Source organism: Niabella yanshanensis, assembly GCF_034424215.1.
GTDB classification, from domain to species: Bacteria; Bacteroidota; Bacteroidia; order Chitinophagales; family Chitinophagaceae; genus Niabella; species Niabella yanshanensis.
Genome location: NZ_CP139960.1, coordinates 2,003,679 through 2,023,572, shown reverse-complemented (window position 1 = coordinate 2,023,572; position 19,894 = coordinate 2,003,679). Strand labels below are relative to the sequence as shown.

The window sequence follows — 19,894 nt, the reverse complement described above, 5'->3', positions numbered from 1 at the left end:
TGTTATTGTAAAATATTAGATCTGATATTTGCTAAAGTAGGACTATAGTTTGAAAACATACCCTGCAATAGCAAGCTGTTTTATCTTCATGCGATTACTTGAATCTCCTTCTGAAAAAATGAAGCGCAGATAAAATAATTACAGTACCTTCAAAAATCGATTTTGCAATCCCATGGTTGTAAATCATATATTATAGGCCTACCACTAAACTAAAAAGAGTAAAGATGCAGGTAAATAACGATGCTTTGAATACCACCGCGAAAGGTGGAAAAAACCTTTTCGGAATATCCATTATTGCGGCCCTGGCCGGATTTATATTTGGTTTTGATACGGTAGTAATATCAGGTGCCAATCAGCCGATAAAAGATTTGTGGCATACAACTGATATATCGCCCTGGTTCCATGGCTTTTTTATTATGTCCATGGCTTTATGGGGTACCGTTATAGGTGCTATTTTTGGAGGTGGACCTACCGAAAAATACGGGCGTAAAAAAGTGCTTTTGTGGATAGGGATATTTTTTACAATATCATCTGTAGGATCGGCAGTGGCACAGGACCCTTATACTTTCTCTTTTTTCCGTTTCATGGGTGGCCTTGGTATCGGTATATCTTCGGTTGCAGCCCCGACTTATATTTCGGAAATCTCTACTGCTCAAACCAGGGGCAGACTAGGAGCTATGTACCAGTTTAATATCGTGTTTGGTATATTGGTTGCTTTCCTGTCTAATTACTTTCTAAAAGGCGTAGATGGCGCCAATGACTGGCGCTGGATGCTGGGGGTAATGGCTGTACCATCGCTCGTTTATACATTGCTTGTATTTGGCATTCCTGAAAGTCCACGCTGGCTGGTAGCACGCAAAAACGATGATGCCGCTGCCCGTAAAGTATTGCAGACGCTGGGTATTCAAAATGCTGAAGAAGAGATCGGCGCCATCAGGCGGGCAGCGGAGGAAGAATCGCGGAAAAGCAAAACTTCTTTTTTTAGTGCGCGTTATAACCGTATTCTCTGGCTGGCCTTTTTAGTAGCATTTTTTAATCAATGGTCGGGGATCAATTTTATATTGTACTACGCCCCTGAGATACTGGAAAGGGCAGGCCTGGCGTCAAAAGATTCTTTATTGAATTCAATTGCTATCGGAGGCACCAATCTGGTGTTTACATTTGTAGGATTGTATCTCATCGATCGTGCGGGGCGTAAAGCTTTACTGGTATGGGGCTCAATCGGGTATATTGTGAGCCTGGGTATGGTGGCTTATGCGTTTTATACGCATGCTTCACCTACTTTCCTGTTATCCTTTCTATTGCTTTTTATAGCATCGCATGCAATCGGACAGGGAGCGGTGATATGGGTGTTTATTTCTGAAATATTCCCCAACAAAATACGGGCGCTTGGGCAATCCTTCGGCGCCAGTGTACACTGGGTATTTGCGGCTATTATTACTTTAATCACTCCTGTATTCCTGGATGCAAATCATGGCGTATTTAAGGATAATCCCTGGCCTATATTTGCGTTTTTTGCTTTTATGATGTTACTCCAGTTGATATGGGTGCTAACCAAAGTACCCGAAACCAAAGGCGTTTCGCTGGAGGCCCTGGAAAAGCAGTTGGTGGGAGCTGAAGCGGTTGGTAAAGACTACTGAAAAAAGAAGGTATGAGAACGCTGATCATTGTATTATTGCTGGCTTGTTGCAGTTTTTGCAGCTCACCCAATACAGATTCTATGTATTCAACTATCATTGAAGATGTAAAAAAGAATGACCTCAAGGCGGTAGAAGCGGCTTTGAAAAGGGGGGCTGATGTAAATACAACAGATGGCAGCAAAAGGTCATTGCTGTTATGGGCTACTCATGCCGCGAATCTCAGGATGGCACGGCTGCTGGTGGCGCATCGTGCTGATGTTAACCGGCAGGATGCGATATTGGATAGCCCTTTTCTATATGCCGGCGCTACGGGCCAGACCGAATTGTTGAAATTGTTCCTGCAGCATGGTGCCCGGTTTGATGTATTTAACCGCTATAACGGATCTGCGTTGATTCCGGCTTGTGAAAGGGGACATGTGGAAACCGTGAGGTTATTGGCCACTACCAGCGGATTTCCTATCGACCATGTAAACCGGCTGGGTTGGACAGGATTGCTGGAAGCAGTGATCTTAGGTGACGGAACCGAAAAATACCAGCAAATTGTGCGTATTCTTAAAGATGCCGGCTGCAATATTCATATTGCTGATAAAAATGGGGTTACCTCCCTGCAACACGCAAAAAGCCTGGGTTATAAAGAGATAGTTCGCATCCTGGAGTCTGAATGAACCCCCGCTATTCTCCCGGCGATATTTGTTCCTGTTTTTTTACGGTTTTAATAGCTATTATTGTAAGCATGTAATGATGCTGAATTACATGTGCAACAAATAAAACTGGAGTGATTACATGAAAATATTGGTGATAGAAGACGAGCCTGAGTTGCTGGGGGTCATCCGCCAGTCCCTGCAGAAAGAGCATTTTCTGGTAGAAGAAGCTCCGGATTTTGAAACAGCCATTCGAAAAATCATCGCCTACGATTACGACTGTATCTTGCTGGATATTATGCTTCCTGGCGGGAACGGAATGGATATTTTAAAGGAACTGAAGACCATGCGCAAGGCTGATAATGTGATCATTATTTCAGCAAATGACTCTTTGGATGACAAGGTGCAGGGCCTGAACCTGGGTGCCGACGATTATTTGACCAAGCCGTTTCACATAGCGGAGCTTAACGCAAGGATACGATCTGTGCTTCGCAGAAAGGCTTTCAGCGGCAAGAATATATTAGAACTGGGCAATGTGAAATTGGACCTTGATGAGAGAACGGTAAGCATTCGCGATACACCAGTAGCGTTTAACCGTAAGGAGCTGGATGTATTAACTTATTTTATGCTGAACCATAATCGCCTCGTATTAAAAACAGCATTGGCCGAACATGTTTGGGGCGCTTATGCCGATGAGGCTAATGATTACGAATTCCTTTACTCGCAGATCAAAAATTTAAGAAGGAAGTTAAATGAACATGAGAGCAGCCTTGAGATACGTGCCGTATATGGTATTGGCTATAAGATGCAGGTAATATGAAATTGCTGAACCATACACTATTGTACCTGTCTGTATCTCTATTAGGCGTATTAGGACTTTGGGCAGTTGTTTTTTACTTTTTCATGTTGCAGGAAGTGAAAGAAACGGTAGATGACGGTCTTACCAATTATAAAATGTTTATTGTGCACCGGGCGCAGGGCGATACATCCATGCTGAGTAGCAATTTATTTGGGGATAAAAATTACAGGATCAATGAAATATCAGCAGAAAAAGCCATTCGTGTGTTAGATACTTACAAAGATACCCTTATTTACCAGGAACGACTGGAACAGCATGCGCCGGTACGCTTGTTGACTACGGCATTTGTGGCAAATGAGAAATATTATGAGTTAAAGATCATATCGGCAGTCATTAATAAAGCGGACCTGATCCGGAAGCTTTTTTTGGCTTTGGCAGCTCTATATGGGGTAATGCTGGCGAGTATACTGGTGGTGAACAATTTTGTTTTAAAGAAAATATGGAAGCCATTCCATTATTTACTGACCCAGCTCAGAAATTTTAAACTGGGTAATACACCTCTATTTAAACCAGCCCATACTTCAGTGAAAGAGTTCAGGGAGTTGAATGATTCGCTGCAGTCTCTCCTGCAAAGAAACTCAGATACCTATTTAAGCCAGAAACAGTTTAATGAAAATGCGTCCCACGAGTTACAAACGCCACTGGCTATCAGTATTAACAAACTGGAGTTACTGGCAGAAAGAGGCGCGTTAACAGATGAAGATGCCGCAACGGTAGGAGAAGTGATACAGGCTCTTGAAAGTCTTAAACGCCTGAATAAGGCTTTATTGTTGCTGTCCAAAATAGAAAACCAGCAATTTGCAGAAGAGCAAAAAGTGCGGTTTAACGATATTTTTCAGAGACTGGCAAAGGATTTTGCCGACCTGCTTCGCTTCAGAAAAGTACAGATACAGCTTCTGGAGGAGGGTGGCTTCGAAAAACAGATGAATTACGCCCTGGCGGAAATACTGGTCGTGAATCTCCTAAAAAATGCTATTGTACACAATATCCCCGGAGGTACCATAGTAATTACTGTGTCAAATTCAGGATTTAACATAGAGAATACAGGCGACGCTTCCGAGCCATTGGATGAGGAGAAAATGTTTAACCGGTTTTATAAGCGATCTGCCGAAAGCGGATCCACTGGTTTGGGCCTGGCCATTGTTAAGGCTATTGCGGGTTTATACCACCTTTCTGCACATTATTCCTTTGGTACCGGTAAGCACAGGTTTAGTATACAAGCGGGTGATAATGGTACCGGACAGGAACGCAAGCATTCCTGATTTTTTCCCGTTTTGGTCTTTTATTTTTGTATTGTAAACAAGATAGGTGTTGAGAACGATTATTTTACTGATATTACTGGTAACAGGCAGCTATTTAAATGCGCAGGAAGTACAGTCTAAAAATGTGCCTTCTATCATCATTAATGCTTTGCAATTAAAATTTCCAAAAGCTACTGATGTTGTATGGGAATTGGAGAACGGTTTGTACAAAGCAGAATTTGAGATCGGCAGGCAGGAGTTTGAGGTTTGGCTGGATCATAGCGGAAAGCTGAAACGCTGGAAGCAGGATTTTGATAAAGAGAAGTTACCTGGTGCGGTACAATCAGCGATTAAAAAATCCTTCGACGGATTTGCACCCTCAAGCGTAGAGCGCCTGCAGGAAGGACGCAATGTTTTCTATAAGATGAGGTTAACAAAGGCGAAGGAAAAGCATAAAGTATTGTTTACGGAGCACGGCAAGTTATTGTCCAACCAAGTGCTTTAACAGCCTGGTCCATTTGAATAAGCGAGCCGTATTGTCAGGAAAGTATGGCTTTCCAAATTAATTACAAAGGGCCGTGAAAACGGCCCTTCTCATGTAAAACAACAAGAAACAGTGAAATCAATACTTGCCAATTCACCCTGATTGCACGGCCTGTCTCAACTACTCATACCTGTTTTTCAAAACGGTGAAGGAGAATTTTTTTCCGGTTTTGGCGGCCGCATTTTTCACCAGTTCCATTACCTCCAATAAGGCTAAATTACCTTTTTTAAGATACTGCAGTGTAATGGCTTCCCTGGTTTGATTTTCCGCCAGGTCTTCATTTGGTGCGTTCCCGGGAAAAAAGTGATTCGATCTTAAGGCTTCATCTAGTAAAGCAAAATCTTGCTGGCCTGCATAATGTAATACAATGTTTGCTGAAAATAGTGGCATAAAAAAGGTTTAATGGCTGATGGCCGTGGTTAAATAATGAGATAGGTACGAATGTGATGAAAAGCGGGTTTGGAATTTTTTGAATAATACTTTGCTATGGCGGTATATTAATATTGTAGCGGGCAGTTTTAGAACGATGGCCCACAGCAACAACAATAGGTATGTTTGGATGCTAACGAAATAGTCATGAAGCAAATATAGTAGTTCTTTTTAGTCTATTAAAATAATAGACTAATATTTTTTTATTCCTGATAAATTATGAATACTGCATCGTTTTTAATAAAACCAGTATTTTTATCTGATGAGCCTTTTTAAGAAAACCGTTTATTTTATTAGTGCGATATATCTGCTCTCTGCTTGTGGTAATTCAGGTGGGAAGCGGGAACCTGCGGCAACGGATTCCAATCATTCCTGCATGAAAGCTCCAACGCGTTTTGGTGTAGCAGATTCTTCAGCTATTAGCTTTAGCGGCGACACTTCCCTGCAGGAGATGATATTGATACCTGGTGGCATATTTGATATGGGAGGGGATAATGACCAGGCAAGTGCAGATGAATATCCCAAACATAAAGTTCAGGTAGATCCCTTTTATATGGATGTAACCGAAGTAACCAATGCACAGTTTAAAAAATTTGTAGCGGCTACAGGCTATATTACCACGGCAGAACGCAAGCCTGACTGGGAAGAGATCCGGAAGACCCTGCCGCCGGGTACCCCTAAACCTCATGACAGTTTATTGGTTGCGGCCTCGCTGGTATTCAGACAGTCGGATGGTCCGGTTGATCTGAATAACTTTAGTCAATGGTGGAGTTGGGTAGAGGACGCCAGCTGGAAACACCCCCAGGGACCAGGCAGCAGCATAGAGGGAAAAGACAACTACCCTGTAGTGCATGTGAGCTGGGACGATGCGCAGGCTTATTGCAAATGGGCTGGTAAGCGATTGCCGACAGAAGCTGAATGGGAGTTTGCTGCCAGGGGCGGTTTGATCAATAATATTTATCCCTGGGGTAATGAGCATGTAAACCGTGGTACATCCAAGGCTAATAGCTGGGAAGGTAAATTTCCTTATTTGAACGAAAGAAAAGATGGTTATATAACTGTGGCGCCCGTTAAATCCTTTGTTGCAAATGGCTATGGTCTTTACGATATGGCCGGTAATGTATGGGAGTGGTGTAGCGACTGGTATCATCACGATTATTACCGGCAGCTGGAAGGAAAGCTGACCGTGAATCCCCGGGGCCCCGATAAATCCTATGATCCGCAGGAACCTTATAATGCCAAACGCAGTTTACGTGGCGGAAGCTTTTTATGTAACGATTCTTATTGCAGCGGGTATCGTGCGGCAAGGCGTATGAAAAGCAGCCCCGATACAGGTTTGGAACATACCGGTTTCAGGTGTGTACGAGACAGGAAATAAACAAGATTTTATATAGCTTTGATACTATCGCGTAATTCTTTAAAGTAGCCGGCGGCATGTAGCATGCGGCTACCGTACCAGCTAAACATTTCTCCATCCACCAGCAGTATATTAGAAGAAGGAAGCAGTTCCTGTACTGCCCCAATGTCCTCCTTTTTAAAGGGGTAGGGCTCGCTGGAAAGAAATACATATTGCGGTTGCATTTCCTGTATTTTTTTGATGGTTATTACAGGATACCGGGTTTGCTGATCCATTACATTCCTGAAACCGGCTTTTCCCATCATCGAGTGTATAAAAGTATCCCTTCCAACAGTCATCCAGGGATCTTTCCATATAAGATAGGCGGCTGTTGCTAATATGTATCGGGCCTGGTCCTGGAACTCCTCCTGTATTTTAGATATAAGATGGTTGGCCTGCTGGGGTTTTCCGGTAAGGATTCCAATGGTGTCGATCATTTGCAGCGCACTATCGAAGTTGGAGACGTCCGTGAGCAATATTTCACTAAATAGTGATAATTCGTTCACCTGTTCTTTAATGTTTTCTTCTTTACTGGCGATGATCAGGGTAGGATGAAGCGCTTTTACGGTTTCGGTATGTACATTCTTGGTACTACCTACGCGGGGTTTAGTTTCATGCCATTGTTGGGGATGCACACAGAATTTGGTGATCCCAACTACTTCATCGTTCAACCCCAGGTGATATAACAGTTCTGTAATGGACGGAACAAGGGAGATAATGCGCATAGCGCAAAATTACTTGGTAGCGGAATAAATACAGCACATGCCAAAAGTAAGTGCCTTATAGCTGGTTTGTTGAAAGCCCACTTTGTCCAATATTGCTGTAAAATCCTTGCGTTCAGGAAAAGCCCTGGCCGATTTGTTCAGGTATTGATAAGCCTGTTTATCCTGCTTGAAAGCCTTTGCAATTTGCGGCGCCACCAGGCTCATATAAAACTGGTAGATATTATTGATAAAAGCCGGTCGGGGTCTCGAAAACTCAATAATGCATAATTGCCCGCCCGGTTTTAAAACCCTGAACATTTCTGAAAGCCCTTTTTCAAGATGTTCAAAATTGCGAACACCAAAGGCAGCCATGGTTACATCAAAGCTGTTATCCGCGAAATGAAGATTTTCCGAGTCGCCTTTTTCCAGTTGTATCTGGCCGGTTAAACCTAGTTTTTCAATTTTCTTACGGCCTTCTTCCAGCATCTGAGTAGAAATGTCTACACCCGTTACCTGTTTGGGATTCAGCATCCTGGTAGCCCTGATGGCCATATCCCCGGTACCGGTAGCAATATCCAGTATATATTGTGGTTGTTTTTTGCGCAGGGAGTTGATTGCTTTTTTACGCCAGCTTACATCCGTTCGGGCAGATAAAAACCGATTCATAAAATCGTATTTTCCTGCTATCTTATCAAACATTTCTGCAACCTGTTCTTTTTTCGTCTTCTCAGATTCGCTAAACGGTATAATGTGATCGTGGGGTTGTGCCGACATGGGCGCAAAGATACGTGATGAATTGAGAAACAGGGGAACGGGAAGGAACAATATGAAAAACGGGAACTGTAATTATTTTAAACGAAATGCGCGTAGCCGAAGCCTTTATAATATCTTAGTAGCGTAATTAGGTTGCCGATGAAGGAATTTTTTAATAATATAGAACTGGACGAGCTTTCTTCCACCCCCAAGTACCTGCAATTGGCTCAATCTGTGATCAAAGCAATTGCATTAGGCAAAATCAGGCATGATGAAGTAATGCCCTCTATTAATGAAATGAGCTTTGAGTTCGATATTTCGAGGGATACAGCCGAAAAATCTTACAAATACCTGAAAAAGCTGGGGGTTTTAGGCTCTGTACCTGGTAAAGGCTATTATGTAAAAACCACCAATGTAAAAAACGATATCAAGGTTTTTTTGCTTTTCAACAAGTTGAGTTCTCATAAAAAAATTATTTATGATTCTTTTGTGAAAACGCTGGGAGACAATGCCGTTATTGACTTTTATATCTATAACAACGATTTTAATTTTTTTAAAAGGCTTTTAACGAATGCGGGGAGGCATTATTCTCATTTTGTAATTATCGCCCATTTCCTGGAAAGTGGTGAAAATGCTTACGAGATTTTGAATACCATTCCTAAAGAGAAGCTGATCCTGCTGGATAAACTTGTGCCGGGTGTCAGCGGGGATTTCAGCGCGGTGTATGAAAATTTTGAAAACGACATCTATGGCGCGCTGGAAGAAGCTGTGGGCAGCTTGAAGAAATATGAAACCTTAAAGATTATTGTACCTTCCTATACTTATTTTCCCGAAGAAATAATGAAAGGATTTAAGAGATTTTGCCATGAGTATGCTTTTTCTGCAGGAATTGTGAATGACATTGCCAAGGAAAAAGTAGAGAAGGGAACCGCATATATCAGTTTAATGGAAGATGACCTGGTTACATTGATTGAGAAAATTAAAGAGTCGAAATTAAAAATAGGGAAAGATATAGGAGTGATCAGCTATAATGAAACACCTTTAAAAAAGCTGATCCTGCAGGGTATTACTACTTTCTCCACTGATTTTGAGGAGATGGGCCGGCAGGCTGCATTGTTGATTCTGGATGGAAAAAGAAAGAAGATCGAGACCCCGTTTCATTTGAAGCTCAGGCCATCGCTTTGATTGACGCGGGCATGTACTGATTTTATCACTGATACTCATCACTGATTACTGCTGAGTATGTTCTACATTTGCAGTCTGTATGCAAATTATTTCAGCTTCTTATATTAAGAGTAGTGCCATCTACACGCAATGCCCTCCTGCAGATAAAGCCGAGTATGCCTTTATCGGAAGAAGTAATGTGGGTAAATCTTCTCTGATCAATATGTTGTGCAATATGAAGGGCCTTGCTAAAACATCGGCTGCCCCCGGGAAAACGCAGTTGATCAATCATTTTGTTATTAACGATCTGGCAAAAGGTAACGTAAAAGCAAAAGTAGGCCAGAGTTGGTACCTGGTAGATCTGCCAGGCTATGGTTATGCTAAAGTGTCACAAAAGCAACGCAAGAGTTGGACCTCCATGATTGAAGATTATATCTTAAAGCGTACTAATCTGGGCAACCTGTTTGTTTTGATTGATAGTCGTCATGAGCCTCAGAAAATCGACCTGGAGTTTGTAGATCAATTAGGGGAATGGCAGGTTCCGTTTGCAATTGTATTTACCAAAGCTGATAAAAACAAGCCCGGGGCCACCGTAAACAATGTCCAAAAATTTATCGAAACTTTAAAAAATACCTGGGCCGATTTACCACCCTATTTCGTTACTTCGGCCACCCGCGGGGATGGGAGAGAAGAGCTGCTGTCATTTATCCATGGGCTGAACAAAGAGTTTACCGCGTTACAGGGGAAGTAATGAAGCATAGATTCAAATAAACACTAATTTAGAGCATTGTCCGTTTTAAAATACACCAATGAAGTTGCATTTTAAATTGTTTCCTGTTATTATTGTTACGCTGCTTTTCGTTTCCTGTGTAAAAAACAAACCGTTTTTATCTTCCTATTCGGTACCCCCTGTTTTTAACCAGGAAAGCAATGATTCCTCTGCGCTTGCTAGGGTGATCATGACTTATGGGATGGCCAATTACCTGTCTAAATCTGTAAGCGGCCCTATTGATATTACAGTTATAGACTCTTTATGGCTCAACCACGGCAGACCCTTTACCCGGGAAATGGTTCCTGATTTTGTATATAGCGATACCCTGCTGAATAACATGGCGAGGCGGGTGAGTATAGCTACCAATACCAGCGATGCCGATTCATTGAAAAGCCTGGCTGATTCGGTTGCAATTCTGAGCCGATTTTATGGAACTACAGCCAGTAATGGCGTTGCCGGCGTTCGCACACAAAGCACTCCGGTATCAGTGAAACGCCTTTTTAACGAAAGCGGCGTGGAGATACAGGAAGTATGGTTTAATACCATGTTAGGAGCAAATTTTATGCGAAATGCTTTTAGCAACCTGTCCGGCCCGGGGCAAAGCGTAGTGCAGGCCTGGGACCTGGCGTATAATTATATGGGCTTCCCTTCTGGCTATGAGCCTAACCGGGATTATAACGAGGGAACGGTGCCACGAAACCGCCCACTGGGCATAGCTGCGCTTTTTGCAGGTGTTAAAAACCTGGATGCGGGTGCCAAAATATATGAAGAGTTCAGGAGAGCCAGGGCTTCGGCCATTGCCGGCGACATCCGGGTTAATGCTATTTCCGTAGCTACAATAAAAGGATATACTGAGGTTACTTTAGTCCAGTCATCCTTATTTGCACTCGATAGTGCCCGGCAAATAGCTGATCCTGTGGCTAAATTACATTACCTGTCAAAAGCCCACGGCTTAATAATAGCGCTAAAATACCGGGAAAGCACCGCTTTAAGTACCGAAGCGTATCTTCGGATCAGGGAGATCATGAAGACGAATTTTTATACCCTTACTCAGGATACTTCTTACGAGGGGATTAACGAGATAGCTGACTTATTGATCAACGCTTATAGCAGCGAGTAATCAAAGCTTTTCGAGCATATCCACTACTTTTTCGCGCCGGAGGATCAGGTATCCCAAACGGTCTTTGCTGATGCCTTCTTTTAATTGGTAGCTAAAAGACAGGGCTTCTTCTGTTACCATGGTTTCAAAGTGCCGGAACGCAATCGTAGGCAACTCCTGCAACTCATCTCCAATTTCATACAAGTGGGTAGAAAGGATAAATAAAGAGGTTTTTACCTTAATCAACCCTTTAATAACCGCCAGCGAACACCTCATCGCGTCTTCCACATTGGTGCCTTTAAATAATTCGTCTATTAACACCAGCCATTTTTTACCATCGCTGATCTTTTGCACCGTGTTTTTAATCCTTTGAACTTCATTGAAGAAAAAACTTTCGCCTTTCGCAATATTATCCACCACATTAATATTGCTGATCAGGCCGTCAAACATGGTGAGTTGCATGGCCGAAGCGGGCACTCCCATTCCAATATGTGCCAGGAAAACGGATGACCCTACCGATTTGATCAGGGTGCTTTTGCCGGCCATATTAGCGCCTGTCAAAAAAAGAAAATTATGTTCAGGGCTCATCTGTAAATGGTAAGGAACGGGATTGTGTAATAGCAGGTGGTACAACCCCCTGGCTTCTATAAAAGGCTTATCACTTTCTATGAACTCGGGAAAATGCAGGTTGTATTTTTTTACAGCAAAAGCCATCGAGTACCAGGCGTCCAGCCTGCTGTAAATATCGATCAGCTCCTGTACTTCAATTTTATAATGAACCCTGACATTAGCTGCGAAATACAGGTTTTTGTGTTGAGGTATGGTTTCGTCTTTTTCAACGGCAGCCATTTGTTTAAATGGCTCTACCACGCTCAGCAAATGGCCGATACGATCAATATATCTCTTGAAATGGACAGGCATATCAACATTAGCCAATATCGTTTCAATTTTTTTTAGTCCCCGGAAGAAATCTGTAAAATGTTTTACAGAAAATTTGGCCATCGAATAATCTGCGCTGTGCAGCAAACGATACATGAAAGCATCTACAGCAGAAGGTTTGTTACCAATGGCATCCAGGGCATAGTCCAGGAACTTGATCATCACCAGCACAGTTCCATTAGATATCTCCTGGGGCCAGTCGTCCACCTGTTCAATCAGCTTTTTTAGTATATTCTGGGTCCCGGTTATTTTTTTTATATCGCTGAACGGGGTAGAAAAAAAATGCCGCAGCCATTCTTTACCACCCTCTGTCCGGGTAAAGTTCAGCTTATGGAAGATGGAATAGCTTTCTTCAGCATGAAATATGGAAATATCATTAAAAGAAATATCGTCTATCTGCATGGTAGTTTTTTGATGTTTACATTCTAAGCTGACCCCCGGTCTTACCTTTAATTTTAAACCTTAAACCTTAACCCGGAATTATCTTTCAAACAGTAAGCGTTCTCCTTTCTTAGACTCATCCCACTGCCCGTTTCCCTGTCCGTCCGACAGGCGGGCATAAACCAAATGTCCGTTTACAAAAGTATGGGTAATGCTGGCCGGGAAACGGAAAGGGGCTCCGTTTTCACCAGCCTGTTCAAAGGGACTCCAGCCGCATTTGTAAAGGATATTTTCTTTATTAACGGTAGAAGGCGCATTCAGGTCAGCTATCACTAAATCTGCAAAGTATCCTTCACGTATATAACCTCTTTCCCTGATGGAAAAGCAGTCTGCCACCGCGTGGCTCATTTTTTCGACAATTTTTTCGATGGATATTTTTCCCAGGCGGTTATAATAAAGCATTAATGGCAATGCGTGCTGTACCAATGGAAGTCCTGCATGAGCTTTCAGATAAGGCTCGTTTTTTTCATCAAAAGTATGAGGAGCATGGTCGGTAGCAATTACATCCAGGCGATCGTCCAGCAGGGCTTCCCATAAAGCTTCTTTATTGTGAGCCGCTTTGATAGCCGGATTACATTTAATAAAATTGCCCTGGCGTTCGTAATCGTCTGCCGTAAAATGCAGGTGATGCACGCAGACCTCCGCCGTAATTCGTTTGTCTTTCAGGGGAATCATATTGGTGAAAAGCTGTAACTCTCTTTCTGTAGTAATATGCAGAATATGTAGCCGGGATTCGTATTTTTTGGCCAGTTGAATAGCATAAAATGAGGATTCAAAGCAGGCCTCTTCGTTCCTGATGATAGGATGATCGGCTGCAGTGAGCTCCCGGTTTTCATCCAAAGCTTTTTGCAAATTAGCCTTAATGATCTTTTCGTCTTCACAATGAGTAGCAATCAGCATTTCACTTTCACCAAAAATCCGGTGCAATACCAGTGGGTTATCCACCAGCAAATTACCGGTGCTGCTTCCCATAAACATTTTAATGCCACAAATACGGTCTTTAAATTTATTAGCGGCTAAAGTGTCATCCGCATTAACATTGCTGGTGCCAATATAAAAAGAGTAGTTGGCCAGGGAGGTTTGGGCAGCAATCTGGTACTTGTCTTCCAGTAAATCAAGCGTGAATGCCGGAGGGGCTGTATTAGGCATTTCCATAAAACTTGTTACGCCTCCGGCCACTGCGGCTTTGCTCTCTGTATAAATATTAGCTTTATGGGTTAAGCCGGGCTCTCTGAAATGTACCTGGTCATCAATAGCGCCAGGAAGCAGATGCTTGCCCTCTCCATTTATTTCTACAACATTTTCGGATGTATTGATTTGGTTATCAATTTTTTCGATGCGGCCATTTTTTATTAGAACGTCCTTTGTTTCTGTTTTGCCTTCATTTACTACCTGAATGTTTTTAAAAAGATATATTTGCATGGTTTTTGTTTTTGGCCCCTTGTTTTGCTGATTGCCGTTTTATCATAAACGGTTGATATTATCCGCCCGACAGGTCGGATAATGATATTGGTTTGAAGTAATGTCGGATATGCTACAAACCAATACTATAGGTACTACAGGGATCATCAATAGAAATACTTTAATTAACCTTATCAATAAACTATGCAATTTAAGAAATACCTGCCTTTGCTAGCAGTTGTTTTATTACCAATTCTTGCTGCATCTCAATCTACTTATTTGCCCAGGGGCGATAAGCAGGAGATTTTACTCGATCGCCTGGAAATCAAAGCTCAGAGAGATCCGATGCTGAATTTAAGTAAGACGAAGCCTTACAGCAGGGAGTTTTATATACCCGCTATAAAAAATTACCTGAATGTGGATTCGGCACTCGATGCAAAACTGACTAATGTAGATAAGTATTACTTAAGAAGTGCATTGGCCAACAATATAGAATGGTTGCCCGAAGAAGAACGGGAAGCGTACATGAGTAAAAAGCTGGTAGGAAATACATTTTATCAGTATCCTGCAGGTTTGTATGAAACACATAGCAAGGACTTCGACCTTACTGTTAACCCGGTATTAAATATTGGCTACATGAAAGAAAGTGACAATGATCAGAGCCTTTTTTATAATACAAGAGGAATTGCTATACGTGGCCGCATTGCCCAAAAAATAGGTTTTTACACAACATTGACCGATAACCAGGAGCGCTATCCAACTTATGTGCAGGATTGGATGAATGAACGTACAGCAGTGCCTGGTGCCGGGTTTAATCACCGGTTTAAAAAAGAAGGTGGGAGGGATTTTTTTGACGCACGTGGGTATATAACATTTGGAGCTACAAAGTATGTAGATGTAACTTTTGGTTACGACAAAAATTTTATTGGTAACGGCCAGCGTAGTTTGTTTTTAAGCGATTTTGGAAATAACAATTTGTTTTTAAGATTAAATACACGGATCTGGAAATTCAATTACCAGAATCTTTTTATGGAGCTAACGAATGCTTATCAAAGCAATCCCGGCGATAATTTATTGGGTAAAAAATATGCGGCTATGCACCACCTGGATATCAACCTTACCAAATGGTTGAACGTAGGGGTGTTTGAGGGTATTATATTTGGCAGAACCAATCGTTTTGAATTAGGTTACCTGGTGCCGGTTATTTTTTACAGGTCGGTAGAGCGTGACCAGGGGAGTCCTGATAATGCGGTGGTAGGGATGGATTTTAAAGCAAACATTGCAAAAACAGCGCAGGTTTACGGGCAACTCTTGTTTGATGAATTTAAGATATCTGAGTTAACCGGGGGCAATAACTGGTGGGCCAATAAGTTTGGTTACCAGGTAGGAGCCAAATACATTGATGCCTTTACCGTTAAAAACCTGGATCTGCAGTTAGAGTTGAATCGTGTAAGACCATACACCTATTCACACTATGATTCTGTGGCCAATTATACTCACTATAATCAGCCTTTGGCGCATCCTTTAATGGCTAATTTTAACGAATGGATAGGCGTGGCGCGTTACAGACCGGCTCCCAAATGGATGATAGAAGGCCGAGCCATGTATTATATGCAGGGGCTGGATAGTAATAGAACGGTTAATTACGGCAGTAATATATTTTTACCCAGCACAACCAGAACGGGTGGGGACTATGGACATGAAATAGGCAGTGGCTGGAAAACGAATGCTGCAATGGTAAGTCTGCTCTTGTCTTATGAGCTGAAAGAAAACCTGTTTTTAGAACTTATGGGTATGATTCGTAAGCAACGATATGACACACCACCCGCGGTAGCTACCAAAAACAGCACGGTGTTTAATGTAGGACTCCGTTGGAATATTGGCCGTAGGGACTTCTATTTTTAACAGGGTTTTAAAAACCTTATTTTAGACAATACGTCTCTATAGTAGTGAGGATATATGCTATATCCGGGCCGGTTATTTTATGATCAAATAGTTTTTTATTAGAGTATCTTTTCTACATATCCTGATCGTTCTGCAGTTGGTTTGTTTCACAGCCGCTGCTCAAACAGGTAATAGCACCAGTGTTATTTTCTGGACGGAAGGAAGAAGGCTGCAATTACAGGATTTTAAAGTGGTAAACGATAGCCTGGATACGGTAGAGGATAAGGTGTCTGCATTAACACGTACCGGCATTACTTATTATTTGACTACCGACAAAGTAAACGGTAGACCGGTTAGCATCCGGATCACGGTAGAAGCAACGGTACACAAACAAAATACTTTTATTAAAGAACGGGTATTGGATTATAATGCCTCGGTGAAGCAGCGTTTGTTGATGCACGAACAGAAGCATTTCGATATCTCTGAGATATTCGCCCGGCAGGCCGTGCGTGAACTCCAGGTCTTAAAGCTGTCGGCCAATTACAGGAAAGAAATAGCTGACTTTGTGCAGGCGAAATTTAAAGCGGCAGAAGCCTATCAGCGACTATACGACCAGGAAACCCGGCACGGTGAAGATTTTGCAGCCCAGGAAGACTGGGATGAAGCCATTGCCGCACAGCTGGATGCATTGGAAGCGTATAGGAAAAAGGTCGTAGTTAAGAAGTTGTAATGATACCAGCCTGTTTGCGTTTTCTTACACTCCCAATGCCTGAATCACATCATACTTGGTTACAATGTGGTAAATACCCGCATCGTCTTTGCTCATTACAGCACCATTCTCTTTAGTGATCAGCGTTTTTAGTTTATCAACAGCAATGTTGAAATCAACCAAAGGAAAAGCCGGCTCTATGACAGTTTCGATCTTTTGATTTTTAATATCAGGGTTACTAAATACTTTTTGAAATAGCCCACCCTCCGTAATAGATCCAATGATCTCGCCCTCCCTGGTCACGGGAATATGCTCAATATCGTATTGCTTCATCAACTCAACTGCATCGGCCACCGCCTTGTCAGAAGTGATTGTGAGCAGTTTTTGCTTTCCGGGCCTGCCGCTGATAATATCCTTAAATGTCTTTACATCAAGAAACCCCCGTTCCATCATCCACTGATCGTTATAAATCTTAGCCACGTAACGGCTGCCATGGTCATGCAAAATACAAACCACCAGGTCGTCTTTGGTTAAAGTATCTTTTAGCTGCATTAGTCCTTTCAGGCAGCTTCCTGCACTATATCCGCAAAACAAGCCTTCTTCCTTCGCCAGTCTTCGGGCCATCACTGCGCCATCTTTATCACTCACCTGGGTAAATTCATCAATCACACGCATGTCGTAGTTCTTTGGCAGAAAATCTTCACCAAAGCCTTCGCTGAAATAAGGATAAACTTCTTTCTCGTCCAGTTCGCCGGTACGGAAATATTTAGTCAGTAAAGAGCCATAAGCATCTACCGCCCATATTTTAATATTTGGATTTTTCTCTTTAAGGTACATCGCTACGCCTGTAATGGTTCCCCCGGTACCGGCAGTACATACCAGGTGCGTGATCTTACCCTCGGTTTGCTTCCATATTTCAGGGCCTGTTGTTTCATAATGGGCCTGCCTGTTAGCCAGGTTATCATATTGATTCATGTGGCAGGAGTTCGGCACTTCCTTTGCCAGTCTCGCTGCTACGCTGTAATAGCTTTGCGGGTCATCGGGCTCCACATTATTCGGGCATACGATTACCTCTGCACCCATTGCTTTTAAAACATCTGCTTTCTCCTTCGATTGTTTATCTGTAGTAACAAAAATGCACTTATAACCCTTCACGATAGCTGCCAGTGCCAGGCCCATCCCGGTATTGCCGCTGGTGCCCTCGATAATGGTTCCGCCGGGTTTGAGCTTTCCTTCCTGCTCTGCCACTTCAACCATTTTTAAAGCCATCCGGTCTTTAATACTGTTCCCCGGATTAAAGTAGTCTACTTTAGCCAATACCGTGCAAGGCAGGTTTTGAGTAACTTTGTTTAATCGTATCAAAGGCGTATTGCCGATGGTTTCCAGGATATTATTTTTGATGTCCATATTTTTCAAATTAAGCGATTCCGCTAAATAACCCGACGATTTTTAAACACATAGGCCTATAGTTTATACCCGGATTAAGTATTTATAGAACCGCCTTGGCGGTTGAACATAGTGCTTATACCATTGACTTTATCTGCCTCTCGGTTTTCTTTCTATTTTCGTAAACTACGTTTCTATGTGGTTGATATTTTTAAGGTAAATTAGATCATTAATTGTGTTTGATGCTGAATACTGCCCATTATTTTGCCAGTTCTTTAAGCGCGGTAAGTACCAGGGTGTCCTTGGTATTCATTACCTGGTAAAAGCCCGAATCCCGCCATTTGAAACGGGCCAATTGCGCTTCCATCCTTTGCTCAACTTTTGCTTTTTCAAAGGCCGGAACACCCGATAGATTTATCGTATCTTTTTTTACCCAGTTGGTAAACTGTATCCACATGCTTTGGGCAGGGTCAAATTGTTGTGTATACACCTGCGGGTTTGGATAAGGATCCAGGATCTTTTTATTGTCCAGGTAATAATGAAATACGAAGTCGTTAAAGGAACCGTTTAAAAACAACATGTTGATTTCACGTGAATAATTGGAGGTATCAAGGCCTACAAAAACATCAGGCATAATACCGCCGCCGCCATATACAGTTCTGCCTCCATGAGTTTTGTAAACCTTGCCATTGCTTACTTTATTACTATCTGCATAATACAATTGTCCGGTAGCATAACGTTCCCAAACCTCATCCATATACACTTTTTTGCCGCCGGTATAAGGTTTCTGAATGCTTCTGCCAATAGGTGTATAGTATCTCGCGATCGTAAGGCGCATGGCCGACCCGTCGCTTAACAGGAACGGTTCCTGCACCAGGCCTTTCCCAAAAGTTCTCCGGCCTATAATAGTAGCGCGATCCCAATCCTGCAACGCCCCGGCCAAAATTTCACTCGCGCTGGCGCTTAATTCATCCACCAAAACGGCCAGCTTCCCGTTTTCGAATATGCCAGGTCTTTTGCAGCGGTATTCTGTTTTAGGACTGTTAACGCCCTGGGTGTATACAATCAGCTTATCGCCGCTTAAAAATTCATCTGCAATCTGTATCGCCTGATCCATATAGCCGCCGCCATTGCTTCTCAGGTCAAATATCAGTTGGGTCATACCCTGCTTTTTCAGCCCTTCAGCCGCCTCCATAAATTCGCGGTACGTGGTGTTGGTGAATCTGTCGAGCTTGATAAATGCAGTGGTTTTATCCATCATATAGGCAGCTGAAATAGAAGGTGTAGGAATATTGCCCCTGATTACAGTTATAGGCAATACCTTTCCGCTACGCATGATTTCCAGTTTAGCAGGTGAACCTCTTTCGCCACGTATCAGGTTCCGTATTTTAAAACTATTGATCGATTTGCCCGTAAGGTTATTGCTGTCTACTTTAATGATCTGGTCGCCAATCAGCAAACCTGCTTTATCACTGGGCCCCCCCTCTATAACATAGGTAATGTTAACGGTATCCCTGATCTGGTTAAACTCTACGCCAATACCTTCAAAGTTTCCGGAGAGGTCTTCATTGGCTTCCTTGAGCTCTGCAGGTGGCAGGTATACGGAATGGGGATCCAGCTCGCTCATCATTTCCCGTATCGCATTTCCCTCCAGGGTATCGATCTGTACAGAATCAACATAGCGGGTTCTGATGATATCCAGGGCTTCCTGTAAGGCAGTAACCCTGTCCTTTTTGAATATTTTTTTATTGGGTTGTCCTGTTGCAAACCTGTATCCGATATACATGCCTAAAATCATTACAGCGGAAAGCAGCAACGGGAGCCAAACCTCTCGCGAAGGAGTCCCTTGGACAAATTTTCTCTTCATCTTTATTAAAAATAAGCCTGCAAAA

At 42.6% G+C, this 19,894-nt stretch carries 18 protein-coding genes; 11 read left to right on the top strand and 7 right to left on the bottom strand.

Annotated features, from left to right (window positions below; genetic code table 11):
- Positions 1-224: 224 nt before the first annotated feature.
- From U0035_RS08050 to U0035_RS08030, 5 genes are all read left to right on the top strand, one after another.
- Positions 225-1,640, top strand: a complete 1,416-nt coding sequence (locus U0035_RS08050; protein ID WP_114789483.1) for a sugar porter family MFS transporter — start codon at positions 225-227, stop codon at positions 1,638-1,640.
- A gap of 11 nt (positions 1,641-1,651) precedes the next feature.
- Complete coding sequence (locus U0035_RS08045; protein WP_114789482.1) at positions 1,652-2,305, top strand: ankyrin repeat domain-containing protein; 654 nt, start codon at positions 1,652-1,654, stop codon at positions 2,303-2,305.
- Positions 2,306-2,423: 118 nt separating this feature from the next.
- Entirely contained in the window at positions 2,424-3,101 is a 678-nt protein-coding gene (locus tag U0035_RS08040) for a response regulator transcription factor (RefSeq protein ID WP_114789481.1), read from the top strand.
- Entirely contained in the window at positions 3,098-4,402 is a 1,305-nt protein-coding gene (locus tag U0035_RS08035; protein WP_114789480.1) for a sensor histidine kinase, read from the top strand. The genes U0035_RS08040 and U0035_RS08035 overlap by 4 nt, the downstream gene beginning before the upstream one ends.
- Before the next feature lie 49 nt (positions 4,403-4,451).
- Entirely contained in the window at positions 4,452-4,886 is a 435-nt protein-coding gene (locus U0035_RS08030) for a PepSY-like domain-containing protein (protein WP_162817758.1), read from the top strand.
- Between the two features lie 159 nt (positions 4,887-5,045).
- Here U0035_RS08030 and U0035_RS08025 read toward each other — a convergent pair whose 3' ends face one another.
- Complete coding sequence (locus tag U0035_RS08025; protein ID WP_114789478.1) at positions 5,046-5,315, bottom strand: hypothetical protein; 270 nt, start codon at positions 5,313-5,315, stop codon at positions 5,046-5,048.
- Positions 5,316-5,730: 415 nt separating this feature from the next.
- On the opposite strand from U0035_RS08025, the gene U0035_RS08020 reads away from it, so the two are divergent.
- Positions 5,731-6,732, top strand: coding sequence for a formylglycine-generating enzyme family protein (locus U0035_RS08020; RefSeq protein ID WP_327138733.1), 1,002 nt, complete (start codon positions 5,731-5,733; stop codon positions 6,730-6,732).
- Positions 6,733-6,740: 8 nt separating this feature from the next.
- On the opposite strand, the gene U0035_RS08015 is transcribed toward U0035_RS08020, so the two are convergent.
- Complete coding sequence (locus U0035_RS08015; RefSeq protein ID WP_114789476.1) at positions 6,741-7,475, bottom strand: ABC transporter substrate-binding protein; 735 nt, start codon at positions 7,473-7,475, stop codon at positions 6,741-6,743.
- Positions 7,476-7,484: 9 nt separating this feature from the next.
- Positions 7,485-8,228, bottom strand: coding sequence for a bifunctional demethylmenaquinone methyltransferase/2-methoxy-6-polyprenyl-1,4-benzoquinol methylase UbiE (gene ubiE / locus U0035_RS08010; RefSeq protein ID WP_114789475.1), 744 nt, complete (start codon positions 8,226-8,228; stop codon positions 7,485-7,487).
- A 138-nt stretch (positions 8,229-8,366) separates the two neighbouring features.
- On the opposite strand from ubiE, the gene U0035_RS08005 reads away from it, so the two are divergent.
- From U0035_RS08005 to U0035_RS07995, 3 genes are all read left to right on the top strand, one after another.
- Positions 8,367-9,392, top strand: a complete 1,026-nt coding sequence (locus U0035_RS08005) for a GntR family transcriptional regulator (protein ID WP_114789474.1) — start codon at positions 8,367-8,369, stop codon at positions 9,390-9,392.
- Positions 9,393-9,471: 79 nt separating this feature from the next.
- On the top strand, positions 9,472-10,122 hold the full coding sequence (gene yihA, locus U0035_RS08000; protein WP_114789473.1) for a ribosome biogenesis GTP-binding protein YihA/YsxC: 651 nt from the start codon (positions 9,472-9,474) through the stop codon (positions 10,120-10,122).
- A gap of 58 nt (positions 10,123-10,180) precedes the next feature.
- Positions 10,181-11,263, top strand: a complete 1,083-nt coding sequence (locus U0035_RS07995; protein WP_114789472.1) for a hypothetical protein — start codon at positions 10,181-10,183, stop codon at positions 11,261-11,263.
- Here the strand turns inward: U0035_RS07995 and U0035_RS07990 are convergent, their stop codons facing one another.
- Entirely contained in the window at positions 11,264-12,583 is a 1,320-nt protein-coding gene (locus U0035_RS07990) for a MutS-related protein (RefSeq protein ID WP_114789471.1), read from the bottom strand. It abuts the gene before it with no gap.
- A gap of 78 nt (positions 12,584-12,661) precedes the next feature.
- Complete coding sequence (locus U0035_RS07985) at positions 12,662-14,044, bottom strand: dihydroorotase (protein ID WP_114789470.1); 1,383 nt, start codon at positions 14,042-14,044, stop codon at positions 12,662-12,664.
- 183 nt (positions 14,045-14,227) lie between these two features.
- Here U0035_RS07985 and U0035_RS07980 point away from each other — a divergent pair, with 183 nt between their 5' ends.
- Together U0035_RS07980 and U0035_RS07975 are read left to right on the top strand one after the other, a co-directional pair.
- The gene (locus tag U0035_RS07980) at positions 14,228-15,928 is read left to right on the top strand and encodes a hypothetical protein (RefSeq protein WP_114789469.1); all 1,701 of its coding nucleotides are present in this window, start codon (positions 14,228-14,230) and stop codon (positions 15,926-15,928) included.
- A 136-nt stretch (positions 15,929-16,064) separates the two neighbouring features.
- Complete coding sequence (locus U0035_RS07975; RefSeq protein ID WP_162817757.1) at positions 16,065-16,637, top strand: DUF922 domain-containing protein; 573 nt, start codon at positions 16,065-16,067, stop codon at positions 16,635-16,637.
- Between the two features lie 24 nt (positions 16,638-16,661).
- On the opposite strand, the gene U0035_RS07970 is transcribed toward U0035_RS07975, so the two are convergent.
- Positions 16,662-18,023, bottom strand: a complete 1,362-nt coding sequence (locus U0035_RS07970) for a pyridoxal-phosphate dependent enzyme (RefSeq protein ID WP_114789727.1) — start codon at positions 18,021-18,023, stop codon at positions 16,662-16,664.
- 238 nt (positions 18,024-18,261) lie between these two features.
- Positions 18,262-19,869, bottom strand: coding sequence for a S41 family peptidase (locus U0035_RS07965; RefSeq protein ID WP_114789726.1), 1,608 nt, complete (start codon positions 19,867-19,869; stop codon positions 18,262-18,264).
- Positions 19,870-19,894 lie beyond the last annotated feature (25 nt).